A 13,398-nucleotide genomic window follows, 5' to 3' on the forward strand; every position below is an offset into this window, starting at 1 on the left:
AGCTGGGCCCTTTCGCGTACCTGGGCGCGGATGGCGCGATCTTGACGGGTCTCGGACATTCAGAGCCCGTCAAGGCAGTGTCCTAACCCCGCGTCACTCGGTTAGATGAGTGTGGACACCAGAACGCCCCGGCCGGGGTTCGACGATCAGCCCGCGCTGAGCATGCTCAAAGTGGATTCCGATCCCGCGCAGGTCATCGTGAACCACGCCAGCTTCCGTGTGCGGCTCGCCCCGGCCCAGCAGCCGAAGTTCGCCGCCTCCCGCGGCCCGGCTCTCGCCGCCGCGGCAGCGGCGGGCGGTGCCGCCGGCCGCCGCCGGCCCGTCGTGTGGACCGGAAAGTCCGCGCCCGGAGCGACCGGACTGCTCCAGGCCGTGCGGGAGTCCTCCGTCTCCACGCTGGAACCCCCCGCGCACCACGACACCGGCGTCACGCAGGCCATCCCGCGCATCGACGACACCATGCCCACCCCCGTCGTCACCGCCGACCCGCCGCTCCTTCCCCCGATGCGGCGCGCCGAAGGCGCCTTCGACCACGCCTACGACAGCCCGTACGAGCTGTCCCGCGACGGCGCGTACGGCACCGGCGACGGCGACGGGACCGTACGCGGGGACGACCCGAACGGCGACGAGTACCGCGGCGGCCGTGAGCAGCGCCACGGCGCCGACCCCGTCCGGCACGCCTACTACCCCGGGCGCCGGATGAACCTCGGCGTCGTCCTCCTCCCGCTCCGCGTCTTCCTCGGCTTCATCTCCATCTACGCCGGCATGGGCAAGCTCTGCGACCCCGTCTACTTCGACGGCGGCGAGCGCGGCTCCATGGTGAAGTGGCTCCACTCGCTCAACCCCTGGGCGCTGGCCGAACCGCTCCGCGACTTCGCCCTCCAGCACCCGGTCGGCGCCGGCCTCACCGTCGCCTTCCTCCAGGTCGTCGTCGGTGTCCTCACCGTCCTCGGCCTCTGGCAGCGCGTCGCGGCCGTCATCGGCGCCCTGCTCTCCGCCGCGCTCCTGCTGACGGTGAGCTGGAAGTCCGTCCCCGTCTACGACTCCGCCGACATCATCTTCCTCGCCGCCTGGTCCCCGCTGATCATCGCCGGCGCGCCCGTCTACTCCATCGACGGCCGTCTCGCCGGCGAGGCCTGGCGGACCCTCGGACCGCGCTCCGAGCTGTGGGACCTGCGCCGCCGCGTCCTGCGCCGCGGGGCGCTCGTCACCTCCGTCGTCGTCGGCCTCACACTGCTCACCGGCTCGGTGCTCGGCGGGGCCGTACGGTCCACGGAGATGGTCACGGTCCCCGGCCCGAACGACGACCCGATCAACCACCTGCCCGGCCGCACGCTCCCGCAGGAGCCCGGCGAGCGCACCCCGTCCCAGTCGACCTCCACCCGCCCCAAGCCGTCGGCGACGGCCGGCGCGAGCGGGGAGCGCGAGGACGACAAGACGGCCTCGCCGAGCGAGACCGTACGGGAGACGGGCCGTACGGAGGAGAGCCGGCCGACCGCCACGCAGGGCACCGGCAGCCGTACGCCGACCCAGTCGCGGCCGGCGGCCCCGCCGTCCACCAGCTCCGGCCCGACGAGCACCGGCGGCACGAGCGGCGGCGGTGGCGGTGGCGGCACCGGCGGTACGACCGAGCCGACGAGCGGCGGCTCGTCGACGGGCGGCACCGGCGGCAACCGGAACCCGATCGGCGGCCTGCTGGGCTGACGGACGCACAGCCCGGAAACAGGCGAAGGGCGGCACCGCGAGGAAGCGGTGCCGCCCTTTCGTGGTGGGCTCCGGGGACGGGGAGGGCAGGGGGCCCGTACGGGCTGCCGGGCGGCGGGTAGGCCGGGCAGTCGGGAACTCGGGCGGCCGGGCAGTCGGGCAGGCGGGAACTCGGGCGGCCGGGCACTCGGGCACTCGGGAACTCGGGCGGCCGGGCAGCCGGGCGGCCGGCAGTCCTGGGGCCTGGCGGTGAGTCCGTACGACGGGCCGGTCACAGGCCCCGCGCCTCGCCGTGGTGTGTACGAGGGCTGTCAGGCGCCCTGGGAGGCCAGCTCCTTCGCCGCCTCGGTCAGGTCCTTCGCCGTGTCGATCGCCCGCCAGTAGGCCCCGTGGGGCAGCGGGAAGCCCGCGAGACGGCGCTCCCTGGCCAGCCGGGGGAACGTGGTGCGCTCGTGGTCGCCCCGGTCGGGGAGCAGGTCGGTGAACGCGGCGGAGAAGACGTACACGCCCGCGTTGATGAGGAACGGCGACGGCGGCGCCTCGATGAAGTCGGTGATGTGCCCGAAGGTGTCGGTCTCGACGGCGCCCCACGGGATCCGGGGGCGGGCAAGGGCGAGGGTGGCGGTGGCGTCGCGCTCGTCGTGGAACGCGGCCATCTCACGCAGGGAGAAGCGGGTCCAGATGTCGCCGTTGGTGGCGTACCAGGGCTGTCCGGGCTCGGGAAGGTGAGCGGCGGCGTACTTGAGGCCGCCACCGCGGCCGAGGGGTTCCTCCTCGACGACCGTCGTCACGCGCAGCGGCAGATCGGCGGAGGCGAGCCACTCCTCGAGCACCTCGGCCAGATGGCCGCAGGACACGACAGCGTCCGTCACGCCCTCGGCGGCGAGCCAGGACAGCTGATGGCCGATGATCGGGGTCCCGGTGCCCGGGATCTCGACCATCGGCTTGGGGCGGTCGTCGGTGTACGGGCGCAGGCGCGAGCCCTGGCCGCCCGCCAGGACCACGGCCTGCGTCGGGGAGGTATGCATACCGCGAACGATATGCGCACCGCGCGAAGGAGCCGTTCAGCGTCTTCGGTGTCCGGTCTTCGGTGTCCGTCGTCAGGGTCGCGGGGCGAGCCGGGCGGCTCAGCTCGCGTACATCACGCCGGTCGCGAACGAGGTGTCGCAGACGGGGCGGGAGTAGGACTGGGCGCGGGTCGGGCCGTAGTGGCGGACGGCCGCCTTGCCGAGGGCGCGCGCGATGGACATGCAGTGCTTGGCGAGGGACGGGCTGTTCTCGACCTCCCGCTGGAGGTGGGTCAGCGCCGTTCCGGGGTCCTTCTCCTGAAGCTCCACGAGGAGCCGGTCGCGCAGAATATCCTGCGGGGCACGGGACTTGGCGGGGACGGAGACGTCCTCCGAGGATGCGGTCAGCATCTGGGTGTCGGAGTCCTGGCCGGCCCACGGAACGGCGGACACCGCGAGCGTTCCCGAGAGCACCAGGACGACGGGCAGGACGAGGGCGAGAGAGCGGCCGATACGGCGGGCAGTGTGCGTCACGGAGGCGAGCGTAGCGGCCGGTGATGATATGGCGACATTTAGTCACTCTCGCGGGGGATGGTTCGAGGCGAAAATTCGAATCCCATGTTGACGCCGGTGTCTGAATTGGCGGCTATGCCGGGGTATTTGTCGACGTACGCGAACGGCCCCGCATCTGCAAGAGATGCGGGGCCGTTCGGCAGGCACGGAGCCTCGGTGCGGACTCAGCCGGTGAGGCGCTCGCCGGTCGAGGTGGAGAAGACGTGCAGCTCGTCCGCGCGCGGCACGACGTGCAGCGTGGAGCCCTTCTCGGGCACGGCGCGGCCGCCGACGCGGACGACCAGGTCCTTGTCCTCGCCGCCGACGCGGGCGGATCCGTAGACGTAACCGTCGGCGCCGAGCTCCTCGACGACGTTCACGGAGACCGCCAGGCCCTCCTTGCTGGTGGCGCCCGACACGTCGAAGTGCTCGGGGCGGATGCCGACCGTCACGGTCGTGTCGCCCTTGGCGGAGGCGGCGGAGAGCGCGTCACGGGAGACCGGGACGATGCTGTTGCCGAACTTCACGCCGCCGTCGGTGATCGGCACCTCGACCAGGTTCATGGCGGGGGAGCCGATGAAGCCGGCGACGAAGAGGTTGGCGGGGCGGTCGTACATGTTCCGCGGGGAGTCGACCTGCTGGAGCAGCCCGTCCTTGAGGACGGCGACGCGGTCACCCATGGTGAGGGCCTCGACCTGGTCGTGCGTGACGTACACCGTGGTGATGCCGAGGCGGCGCTGGAGCGACGCGATCTGCGTACGGGTGGAGACACGCAGCTTGGCGTCGAGGTTCGACAGCGGCTCGTCCATGAGGAAGACCTGCGGCTCACGCACGATCGCGCGCCCCATGGCCACACGCTGACGCTGACCGCCGGAGAGGGCCTTCGGCTTGCGGTCCAGGTACGGCGTGAGGTCGAGGATCTTCGCGGCCTCCTCGACCTTGGCGCGGATCTCGCTCTTGTTGACGCCGGCGATCTTGAGGGCGAAGCCCATGTTGTCGGCGACGGTCATGTGCGGGTACAGCGCGTAGTTCTGGAACACCATGGCGATGTCCCGGTCCTTGGGCGGCAGGTGCGTGACGTCGCGGTCACCGATGCGGATGGAACCGCCGTTCACGTCCTCCAGGCCGGCGAGCATGCGCAGCGAGGTGGACTTGCCGCAGCCGGAGGGCCCGACGAGGACGAGGAACTCGCCGTCCTCGATCTCGATCTCGAGCTGGTCGACGGCGGGCTTGTCGGAACCCGGGTAGAGCCGGGTCGCCTTGTCGAAAGTGACAGAAGCCATGGTGATGTGTCCCTTCACCGGCAGGAACGTGCCGGACGATCCGAGTAAAGGAAGGATTGAGGTCTAGTCCACCGGAGTGAACCTCGGGTGACGCTACCTTGGCGGTGTCCGATCTGTCAGTAGTCGGAGGCGGTGAGATTTCCCGGCGGGCTCGGTGAGGGCAGAGCACCGCACTTGTGACCTACCGCTGTCGCGGCGCTTCCTGCTTCGACGTCCATCGCCGATCCCGTACAGCCCCGCGGGCCGTACACACCCGGTCTTACGTGAACTCCACAGGCATTCCGGCCGACGGCCCGTCGGTCCGTAGTGCTTCTTGATCTATGCGGCCGGAACAGTGGCCGGCAGCTCTGACGCCCGGATCAGCGAGGGTACGGGTCTGCCCCGGGGGGAGGGTCTCCGTCACCTGCCGGTACAGCCGCATCCCCTCGTCGCGGAGGTTCACAGCCGCGTTCGCATCCCGGCCGTGTACGACACCGCACTGCGCACAAACCCATTCCCGGACGGAGACGTCCAGCCGTGGCCCCTTGGTGTGACAGACCGAGCAGCGGCGAGTCGACGGGAAGAACCGGTCCACGATCACGAGTGTCCGGCCGTACCACTCACACTTGTAGCGGAGCTGCCGCAGGAGCTCACCCCAGGCCGCATCCTTGAGCGCCTGGTTCAGCTTCGCCTTACGACGCCGTCCTTTGCCTTTCGCCGGGCGCATCAGATTGGCGATCGGCAGATCCTCCACCACGAGCACTTGGTTCTCGCGCACGAGGCGGGTGGTGAACTGATCCAGCAGGTCCCTGCGGACATCGCCGATGAGTGTGTAGAGGCGCGCGATGCGCGTTCTCGCCTTCTCCCGGTTCTTCGAGCCTCGCTGCTTTCGGTGCAGCGCACGCTGGCGGCGGGCCAGCTCCTCCCCGTACTTCCGCATGAGACGTGGATGCTCGAGCAGCGAGCCGTCGTCGAGTGTCACCAATGCCGCCAGGCCCAGGTCCAGACCCACCGCCTTCGGCTCGGACCCGGAGGGCAGGAACACCGGCGGCAGCGGCTCGATCCGCTCCTCCACCAGCACGGACAGGAAGAAGCGCCCCGCACGGTCCCGCGTCACGTCGAGCCGGACCGGAACGTGTCCTGCCGGCAGTGGACGCGACCACCGCACGTCCAGCGGGGTCGTCTGCTTCGCCAGCGTCACGCGGCCTGTGCCCAGCCGTTCTGGATCTTCCACCCACCGAAAGCCGGTCCGGACGTACGTCGCGGAGTCACGCGACCGGCCCTTCTTCTTCCGCTTCGGATGCTTCGCCGACTTCTTGAAGAACCGGGTGAACGCACCGTCGAGATGTCGCAGCGCCTGCTGCAGCACCGTCGACGAGACCTCACGTAACCACTCCCGACCTTCTTCCCTCTTCCATCCGGTCAGAGCCCGACACGTCTCCGCGAAGCCGAGGGAGACCCGGTGGCGCTCCCAGGCGCCGGATCGGAGTGCCAGCCCTTCGTTGTAGACCCACCGGCAGGCACCGAAGGTCTGGTGCAGCTGCACGGCCTGGTTCGCGGTGGGGTAGAAGCGGTAGCGGTAGACACGCTGCCGCGTACCGGATCCTTTGGCCCGCTGCTTGATCACCCCGGATGCGCGGCCATGCCGCTCATGGCGGTCCGTGATGCCCAATGCCTCGCGCTTCACGCGTTCGGCGTCTGCACCGACGACCCTTACCGGCGCCTCGGCCGAGAGCCCCGCCATCGCCCCTCCCCACCCTGCTGTCCGATAGTCGGAATGGCACTCCAGCCCGATCAACGAACGTGTGGGCGGGTGGTTACGGTGGCCGCAAAGTTCTTGGCTGGCAGTTCGTGGCGCTGTGTAGAGTGGGGGAGCCTCGCGCGTGAGCGGCGCGGGCGTTGCCTCCTTAGCTCAGCCCGGCCAGAGCAACGCACTTGTAATGCGTAGGTCGTCGGTTCGAATCCGACAGGGGGCTCCACCATTCTCGTGTCCCGGACCACTCAGGTCCGGGACACTTGTGTTTTACGGGGCATTTCAGGCTGGGGTGTTCTGGGGAGGGGTGCGGCGGATGAGTCGGCGTTCCAGTGGGCTGATCGGTGCGTGGGCCGAGGCGCAGCGGGCGGCACAGCGGGAGCGGGAGGGGCAGCTGCAGGCCGTGCTGCGGCAGCAGCGGGACGCGGAGCGGGCGCAGCGGTCGCACGAGCGGGACGTGGCGCGGATGCAGCGGGAGCAGCGGGCCGCCTATCGGCAGCATCGTGACGCGGACGCGTTGCGGCGGACCCGAGAGCTGGACGAGCGGGTCGCGCTGTTGTCGGGGTTGCTGGCGCGGGGGGCCGTGTCACCGGCGTTCCACGTGGAGTCGATGAGGCGGTCGGAGGAGGTCGAGCCGTTCGCACCGGGTCCGCTCGCGCACCCGATCGCCCTGCCGGAACAGCGGCACTACCAGCCGCAGAGCGCCTGGACCGCGTCGGGCCGGGCGCAGGCGGAGCAGGAGGCTCGGGCCAGGTTCGAGCGGGACTGGTACGCGGCGCAGACGGCGGAGACGCAGCGGCAGCAACAGTTGGCGGCGTACAGGGCGCAGTACGACGAGTGGGCGGCGGGCCGATTGGCGGAGATCCGCGCGCACAACAGCGGAATCGCGGGGATGGTCGAGTCGTTGAGGGCCGGCGACCCGGAGACGGTGGTCGAGTTTTTCTCGGCTGTTCTCTACGCCTCGACCGCGTGGCCGGAGGGGTTTCCGCGGCAGGTGTCGGCTGCGTACGACCGTGGGGGTCGTGGGCTGGTGCTGGACTGGGATCTGCCGGCGTACGACGTGGTGCCGGAGGCCAAGGGGGTCAAGTACCTGCCCAGTACGGACCAGGAGAAGGAGGTCCCGCGCCCCGTGACGCAGCGGCGGGCGCTCTACCGGGACGTGGTGGCACAGAGTGTGCTGCTCGCGGTGCGGGAGCTTTTCGCGGCTGACCGGTTCGGAGTCCTGCGGAGCGTGGCTCTGAACGGCATCGTGGAGGGTGTGGATCCGGCGACAGGGCTGGCAGCGCGTCTCTGCCTGGCATCGGTGATCGTCGAGCGGACGGTCTTCGACGGACTGAATCTGGAGCTGGTCAGTGCGGTGGACTGTCTGACGGGCGCCTTGTCGGGGCGTCTGTCCACGAAGCCGGATGAGCGGGTCTCGGTGCGGCCTGTGTTGCTGCCGGAGCAGGTGAGTTCGGACGTCGTGCTGCAGGCGGAGGGCGAGGAGCCTGATCTGCTGGCGATGGATCCGATCGCGTTCGAGGGGCTCGTGGCCGAGCTGTTCCGGGCGCGTGGGCTTCAGGCGGTGACGACGCGGCGGTCGAACGACGGTGGTGTGGACGTCGAGGCGCTGGATCCGGATCCGATCAGTGGCGGGTCGATCATCGTGCAGGCCAAGCGGTACCGGAACACGGTGCCGCCGAGCGCGGTGCGTGATCTGTACGGCACGGTACAGAGTGCGGGGGCGAACAAGGGCGTACTGGTGACGACGTCCGGGTTCGGGCCGGGGTCGTACACGTTCGCCAACGGGAAGCCGCTGACGTTGATCACGGGCGCGGAGCTGGTGGATCTGCTGCACCAGCACGGCCTGCGGGGCCGGCTGGGCACGGGTGCGCCCGAGGCCCCGACGGTCGTGCCCGAGGTGCGGACCGCGCCTGACGCCGATGAGGACGTCAACGTGCTGGGGATGGTCTGGTCGGGGTCGGTGGCTCTGGATGTGTGCGCGCTGGTGTGTGAGGGAGGCCGGGTGCTGGGGGAGGAGCACTTCGTCTTCTTCAACAACGTCTCGACGCCTGAAGGGGCGGTGCGGATGGTGCCCGCCCTGTGGGGCGACAAGGCGGCGGTCCAGGTCGCTTTCGAGTCCCTGCCCGCGCGTGCCGACCGGTTGGTTCTGGTCGCGGCTGTCGATCCGGAGGTGAATCCGGATGCGGACCTCGCGGGGTTCGTCGACGCGGGCATTCGACTGCGGGACGGGTCGGGTTCCGAGGTGGACCGGCTCGATGTGTCGGACGGTCGGGCGGGGGAGACCGCGCTGGTGCTGGGGTCGTTCCGGCGGCGGGCAGGTGGCCACTGGGATTTCGTTCTGGGCGGCAGGGGTTACCAGGGCGGGCTTGCGGAGCTGGTGGGTGACTTCGGCATCGAGGTGGAGTAAGGGCGGAGGAGGAAGGCCCTCGGGCCTGATGGAGGGCGAGCGGCTTCGCTTGTGCTTCGGCTCCAACGCCCCCTCAGGGATGGGTATTTGGGAGGCCCGTGGCAGGTTGGACGACTAGGCTGGGCTGCATGGATGAGCGATGCATGCATGACTTGGTCGTCCAGCAGTGCGTGGACTGCGCCCCTGTCCCCGAGGGCTTGGTCAAGTTCGTCTATGTCACGGCCGGCGGTGCGGTCTTCCATCGCTCGTCGGCCTGCAAGGCTCTCGAAGAGGGGCAGGAGTACGCCCAGGCTCAGGGCCTGGAGACTCACCCTCGTCGTCGTGTCGTCCTGGCCGAGGCCACGGGTGACGGCCGTGGCGCCTGTGCCTACTGCTTCTGGGACTACCAGCCCCGATGAGGATGCGTGCAGCCCTGCGGACGTAGGATCCGCGGATGTCTTCAGAGCAGCCCGGAGTCGTCTGGTCCCTTCAGGGGTACAGCAAGGCGGACGAATTCCTGCGTACCGAGTTCCCCGTCACCCGTGAACAGGTCCTGCAGCTCCGCGAAGTGATCACGCCGGATGCGGACGATCCGTTGATGCTTCTCAACTACGACGTGCCCACCGGCGTGTGGCCGGCGGTGGACGCGGTCCTGCGGTGCGGTCCGCCCGACCCGGAGCTCGACTACCAGATCGGGGCGTACGCGTCCGAGTGATCCGGTCCGGTGGGGACGGGGTTCAGTGCCGTACGAACCGGAGGTCTTCCGGCCGCACTCGCTCGCGCGGTCCCGCCGAGCGCAGTACGACGTCCAGGACCCGCGCCGGGTCGGCGGCGTACGCGTGGGAGAACCACGCCATGTTGGCCTCCACCACGGCCCAGCGGTGGCCCGGGCGGTACGGGTCGAGCAGCTGGCCGACGTCCACGACGACGGCGCTCGGGAGGGTGGGCCCGGCCGTGGCGACGAGGTGTTCCACGAACTCGGTGATCTCCGTGGCGACCGCCCCGTGCCTGTCGAGCGGACGGGGGTCGAGCCGGCCGAACACCGCGTACCGGCTGCCCGTGGCGATCCGCCCGTCCAGCAGGAACAGCCGGTACTCGGCGGCGAAGGTCACCACCTCGGAGAGCAGAACCGGCGTCGCCGGGTCCAGGCCGGCGGGCAGCCGGGAGCCGTCGGCGTAGACGTCCGGCGGGAAGGACTTGTCCCGGGGCGGCTTGACGAACGTCGGCCGTTCGATCGCCCAGGCGTCCGCGACGGTCGCCGCACGGACCTCCCGCCCGGTGAACTCCTCCGGCAGCTCGGAGAGCCAGTCGTCCGCCGGTTCGAGCAGGGCGAACCCGAGCCGCGCGGCCAGCCGCGCCCCTGCCACCGGTCCGCCGTACCAGTACGCCGGTCCCGCCTCCGCGCCGATCTCTTCCGCCGCGCCGATCTCCTCCGCCGTCAGGGTCGCCATCCCCCGCGCCGTCGCCTCGCCGGCGAGCAGCTCCATCGTCGACGTCCGCCGACCGGGCATGACAAGCACCACGTCAGCGGCCCGAGAGACGGTCGGCGATGCGGGCGATGCGGGACGACGTCGCCGTGTGGGTGGTGGATTCCCGACGGTCCGCCGCGCGGTAGGCGGCGTACATCGCCTGGACTCCGAGCCAGCGCAGCGGTTCCGGTTCCCATTTGCGGACCTTGTGGCCGACCCAGGGGAGCCCGGTCAGGTCGGTGGGCCCCGACTGGCCGGAGTCCTGCTGGATGAGGTCGCGCAGGGTGCGGGCCGCGAGGTTGGCGGTGGCGACGCCGGATCCGACGTAACCGCCTGCCCAGCCCAGGCCCGTGGAGCGGTCGAGGGTGACGGTGGCGCACCAGTCGCGGGGGACGCCGAGGACGCCCGACCAGGCGTGGTCGATGCCGATGCCCGCGAGGGAGGGGAAGAAGCGGACGAGGATGTCGCGGAGGGCCTCGATCGTCTGGGGCTGGGTGCGGCCGTCGTTGTCCGTCCTGGAGCCGTAGCGGTACGGGACGCCCCGGCCGCCGAGGGCGATGCGGCCGTCGGCGGTGCGCTGGGCGTACATGTAGGCGTGGGCCATGTCGCCGAGGGTCTCCCGGCCCTGCCAGCCGATGGCGTCCCACTGGGCGTCGGTGAGCGGCTCGGTGGCGATCATGGAGGAGTTCATGGGGAGCCAGGTGCGGCGCTGGCCCGTGAGGGAGGCGGTGAAGCCCTCGGTGCAGCGCAGGACGTAGGGCGCGCGGACGGTGCCGTACGGGGTGACGGCGTGCTTGGGCTTGATCTCGGTGACCGGGGTCGACTCGTGGATCGTGACGCCGAGGGCCTCGACGGCGGCGGCCAGGCCCTTCACGAGCTTCACCGGGTGGAGTCGTGCGCCGTGCGGGGTCCAGGAGGAGCCGACGGCGCCGGCGACGCGGATGCGGTCGGCGGTCTCGCGGGCGCCGTAGAGCTCGCGTTCCTTCTCGCCGAAGGCGAGCTCGACGGCGTGGAAGGCCTTGAGGCGGTTTAGCTGGGCGGGGGAGTGCGCGATCTCCAGGACGCCGCCGTGGTGGATGTCGGCGTCGATGTTCTCGGCGGCGCAGACCTCGACGACCTCGGTGACGGTGTCGTTCATCGCGTGCTGGAGGCGGACGGCGGCCTCGTGACCGTGGAGCCTGGCGTAGCGGTCGCGGCCGGCGATGCCGTTGTAGAGCCAGCCGCCGTTGCGTCCGGAGGCGCCGTAGCCGCAGAACGCGGCTTCGAGGACGGTGATGTTGAGGAAGGGGACGGCCTTCTTGAGGTAGTACGCCGTCCAGAGGCCGGTGTAGCCGCCGCCGACGATGCAGACGTCCGCGGTGGCGTCTCCGGGCAGGGGCTCGCGCGGCGCGGGGGTGCCTTCCTGCGTGTACCAGAACGAGATGCCGCCGTTGACCGTGCTGCTCCTGCTGACCATGGGCGGGAGGCTACTGGATGGTCGGGGGGCCTTCGACCCCTGGATCGGGGTCTTTCGGCGGGGTGGGCGTGGTGGGGGTGCCGCCTAGGTTCGAGGGTGCGGATTCCGTTGTTCCGAAAGGACCTTTTCATGCCCGTACCCAGGACTGTCCGTGCTGTCGTGGCGCTCGCCGCGGCGGGGGTGGTGGGGCTCGCGGCGGCGGGTTGTGCGGCGGCGCCGGTGGACGCTCCGGCGGTGTCGTTCTCGACCGCCGCGGCCGGGCTCACGACGGTGGTCGAGGGTCCGCGGATCCTCGTCGGGGATCCGTCGGCGCCGCACACCGCGACCGTGTTCCTCGACCCGCGCTGCAGCTACTGCGCCAAGTTCGAGGAGAGCGGGGGCGTGGCGCTCGCGGAGGCCGCGGCCGCCGGGAAGGTGCGGATCGCGTACGTCGTCGCGTCGTTTCTGGACGCGCGGAGCGGCGGGACGGCGTCGGCGCGGTCCGCGAACGCGCTGCGGGCGTCGGTGGAGGCGGGGAGGTTCGCGGAGTTCCAGGCGGCGGTGCTCGCGAGCGGCGGGGCGGAGGATCCCCTGCGGGTGGCCGCCGGGGTGGAGGGGCTGAGGGGCGAGGAGTTCGACCGGGCGGTGCGGGAGGGGTCGTACCGGGCGTGGGTGGCGTCGGCGGAGAAGGACTTCGAGGAGTCGGGCGTGGGCGGGACGCCGACGGTGCTGCTCGACGGGCAGCAGGTGGGGGTGGGCGGTGCGCTGTACGACGAGGACGCGTTCGCCCGGGTGTTGCGGGATGCCGGTGTGTGAGGCGGGTGAGTCCCGGGGTGGGGGTGCGCGTGGCGGGCGAGTCCCGCCGTGGGGTGCGCGTGGTTCTACTCGGATGTGCTGTGCCTCCGGCGTCGGTAGCGTCGACCTGTGATCGAGATTCCGGCGGAACTGGTGGCGTCGCAGGCGAGGTTCAACGGAGAGGCGGGGCGCGCGTTCGTCGCGGCGTTGCCGGGGCGGGCGCGGGAGTTCCTGGACCGGTGGGGGCTGCGGGTGACGGGGCCGTCGATGTACGGGGTGGCGTCGCTCGTCCTGCCGGTGACCCGGGTCGAGGACGGTGTGCGGGCGGCGCTGAAGATGCAGCTCCTCGACGAGGAGAGCGCGGGGGAGGCCGTGGCGCTTCGGGTCTGGGACGGCTCGGGGGCCGTACGGCTGCTCGCGGACGATCCGGGGACCGGCACGCTGCTGCTGGAGCGGCTGGACGAGGGCCGGCATCTGTCGACGCTGACGGACGCGCGGGAGGCGGTGGGGATCCTGGCCGGTCTGCTGGCGCGTCTGGTGGCGGTGCCCGCGCCGGACGGGCTGCGGGGGCTGGGTGACATCGCCGCGCGGATGGTGGCCGAGACCCCGGACGCCGCGGCGCGGCTGGGGGCGGAGGACGCGGCGCTGCTGCGGGACTGCGCGGCGGCGGTGCGGGAGGTGATGGGGGAGCCGGGGGACCGCTTGCTGCACTGGGATCTGCATTACGACAATGTCCTGGCGGCGGAGCGTGAGCCGTGGCTGGCGATCGATCCGAAGCCGCTGGTGGGCGATCCGGGGTTCGAACTGCTTCCGGCGCTGACGGACCTGTGGGAGGCGGATCCGGCCGCCGGGACGCTGTGGCGGTTCGACCTGCTGACGGAACGGCTGGGTCTCGACCGGGGCCGTGCGCTCGCGTGGACGCTCGGCCGGGTGCTGCAGAACGGGCTGTGGGACGTGGAGGACGGCGAGGAGGCGCTCGATCCGGACCAGGTGTCCATCGCGCGGACCCTGCTGGCGGCGGGGCGTTGACTG

The 13,398-nt window shown here is 71.1% G+C and carries 12 protein-coding genes and 1 tRNA gene; 7 read left to right on the forward strand and 6 right to left on the reverse strand.

Going from position 1 to position 13,398, the window contains the following annotated elements:
* The first annotated feature begins 105 nt into the window (after window positions 1–105).
* Window positions 106–1,704, forward strand: coding sequence for a DoxX family membrane protein (locus tag ACF1G2_RS24535; protein ID WP_391800311.1), 1,599 nt, complete (start codon window positions 106–108; stop codon window positions 1,702–1,704).
* 311 nt (window positions 1,705–2,015) lie between these two features.
* Here the strand turns inward: ACF1G2_RS24535 and ACF1G2_RS24540 are convergent, their stop codons facing one another.
* From ACF1G2_RS24540 to ACF1G2_RS24555, 4 genes are all read right to left on the reverse strand, one after another.
* Entirely contained in the window at window positions 2,016–2,732 is a 717-nt protein-coding gene (locus ACF1G2_RS24540) for an NDP-sugar synthase (RefSeq protein WP_391800312.1), read from the reverse strand.
* Between the two features lie 99 nt (window positions 2,733–2,831).
* Window positions 2,832–3,245, reverse strand: a complete 414-nt coding sequence (locus ACF1G2_RS24545) for a hypothetical protein (protein ID WP_391800313.1) — start codon at window positions 3,243–3,245, stop codon at window positions 2,832–2,834.
* A gap of 203 nt (window positions 3,246–3,448) precedes the next feature.
* The gene (locus ACF1G2_RS24550) at window positions 3,449–4,546 is read right to left on the reverse strand and encodes an ABC transporter ATP-binding protein (RefSeq protein ID WP_391800314.1); all 1,098 of its coding nucleotides are present in this window, start codon (window positions 4,544–4,546) and stop codon (window positions 3,449–3,451) included.
* Window positions 4,547–4,805: 259 nt separating this feature from the next.
* Window positions 4,806–6,269 (reverse strand): RNA-guided endonuclease InsQ/TnpB family protein, encoded by a 1,464-nt coding sequence (locus tag ACF1G2_RS24555; protein ID WP_391800315.1) that lies wholly within the window; start codon window positions 6,267–6,269, stop codon window positions 4,806–4,808.
* Window positions 6,270–6,426: 157 nt separating this feature from the next.
* On the opposite strand from ACF1G2_RS24555, the gene ACF1G2_RS24560 reads away from it, so the two are divergent.
* The 4 genes from ACF1G2_RS24560 (at window position 6,427) to ACF1G2_RS24575 (ending at window position 9,382) form a co-directional block, all read left to right on the forward strand.
* Window positions 6,427–6,504: transfer RNA gene (locus tag ACF1G2_RS24560), tRNA-Thr, on the forward strand.
* A gap of 90 nt (window positions 6,505–6,594) precedes the next feature.
* Window positions 6,595–8,688 (forward strand): restriction endonuclease, encoded by a 2,094-nt coding sequence (locus tag ACF1G2_RS24565; RefSeq protein ID WP_391800316.1) that lies wholly within the window; start codon window positions 6,595–6,597, stop codon window positions 8,686–8,688.
* Window positions 8,689–8,831: 143 nt separating this feature from the next.
* A complete protein-coding gene (locus ACF1G2_RS24570) occupies window positions 8,832–9,086 on the forward strand; it encodes a hypothetical protein (RefSeq protein ID WP_391800317.1) in 255 nt (84 codons plus the stop codon).
* Window positions 9,087–9,121: 35 nt separating this feature from the next.
* Window positions 9,122–9,382, forward strand: a complete 261-nt coding sequence (locus ACF1G2_RS24575) for a hypothetical protein (RefSeq protein ID WP_391800318.1) — start codon at window positions 9,122–9,124, stop codon at window positions 9,380–9,382.
* 22 nt (window positions 9,383–9,404) lie between these two features.
* Here ACF1G2_RS24575 and ACF1G2_RS24580 read toward each other — a convergent pair whose 3' ends face one another.
* Together ACF1G2_RS24580 and ACF1G2_RS24585 are read right to left on the reverse strand one after the other, a co-directional pair.
* Window positions 9,405–10,154 (reverse strand): ATP-grasp domain-containing protein, encoded by a 750-nt coding sequence (locus tag ACF1G2_RS24580; protein ID WP_391800525.1) that lies wholly within the window; start codon window positions 10,152–10,154, stop codon window positions 9,405–9,407.
* A gap of 37 nt (window positions 10,155–10,191) precedes the next feature.
* The gene (locus ACF1G2_RS24585; RefSeq protein WP_391800319.1) at window positions 10,192–11,592 is read right to left on the reverse strand and encodes an NAD(P)/FAD-dependent oxidoreductase; all 1,401 of its coding nucleotides are present in this window, start codon (window positions 11,590–11,592) and stop codon (window positions 10,192–10,194) included.
* A gap of 129 nt (window positions 11,593–11,721) precedes the next feature.
* On the opposite strand from ACF1G2_RS24585, the gene ACF1G2_RS24590 reads away from it, so the two are divergent.
* Together ACF1G2_RS24590 and ACF1G2_RS24595 are read left to right on the forward strand one after the other, a co-directional pair.
* On the forward strand, window positions 11,722–12,387 hold the full coding sequence (locus ACF1G2_RS24590) for a DsbA family protein (protein WP_391800320.1): 666 nt from the start codon (window positions 11,722–11,724) through the stop codon (window positions 12,385–12,387).
* 108 nt (window positions 12,388–12,495) lie between these two features.
* The gene (locus tag ACF1G2_RS24595; protein WP_391800321.1) at window positions 12,496–13,395 is read left to right on the forward strand and encodes an aminoglycoside phosphotransferase family protein; all 900 of its coding nucleotides are present in this window, start codon (window positions 12,496–12,498) and stop codon (window positions 13,393–13,395) included.
* Window positions 13,396–13,398: the final 3 nt, after the last annotated feature.

Source organism: Streptomyces sp. NPDC013457, assembly GCF_043089925.1.
Lineage (GTDB): Bacteria > Actinomycetota > Actinomycetes > Streptomycetales > Streptomycetaceae > Streptomyces.

Coding starts and splice junctions, on each gene's coding strand:
- ACF1G2_RS24585 (WP_391800319.1), bottom strand. CDS start 11,592: ATGGTCAGCAGGAGCAGCACGGTCAACGGCGGCATCTCGTTCTGGTAC.
- ACF1G2_RS24575 (WP_391800318.1), top strand. CDS start 9,122: ATGTCTTCAGAGCAGCCCGGAGTCGTCTGGTCCCTTCAGGGGTACAGC.
- ACF1G2_RS24550 (WP_391800314.1), bottom strand. CDS start 4,546: ATGGCTTCTGTCACTTTCGACAAGGCGACCCGGCTCTACCCGGGTTCC.
- ACF1G2_RS24555 (WP_391800315.1), bottom strand. CDS start 6,269: ATGGCGGGGCTCTCGGCCGAGGCGCCGGTAAGGGTCGTCGGTGCAGAC.
- ACF1G2_RS24565 (WP_391800316.1), top strand. CDS start 6,595: ATGAGTCGGCGTTCCAGTGGGCTGATCGGTGCGTGGGCCGAGGCGCAG.
- ACF1G2_RS24570 (WP_391800317.1), top strand. CDS start 8,832: ATGCATGACTTGGTCGTCCAGCAGTGCGTGGACTGCGCCCCTGTCCCC.
- ACF1G2_RS24590 (WP_391800320.1), top strand. CDS start 11,722: ATGCCCGTACCCAGGACTGTCCGTGCTGTCGTGGCGCTCGCCGCGGCG.
- ACF1G2_RS24535 (WP_391800311.1), top strand. CDS start 106: ATGAGTGTGGACACCAGAACGCCCCGGCCGGGGTTCGACGATCAGCCC.
- ACF1G2_RS24540 (WP_391800312.1), bottom strand. CDS start 2,732: ATGCATACCTCCCCGACGCAGGCCGTGGTCCTGGCGGGCGGCCAGGGC.
- ACF1G2_RS24580 (WP_391800525.1), bottom strand. CDS start 10,154: ATGGAGCTGCTCGCCGGCGAGGCGACGGCGCGGGGGATGGCGACCCTG.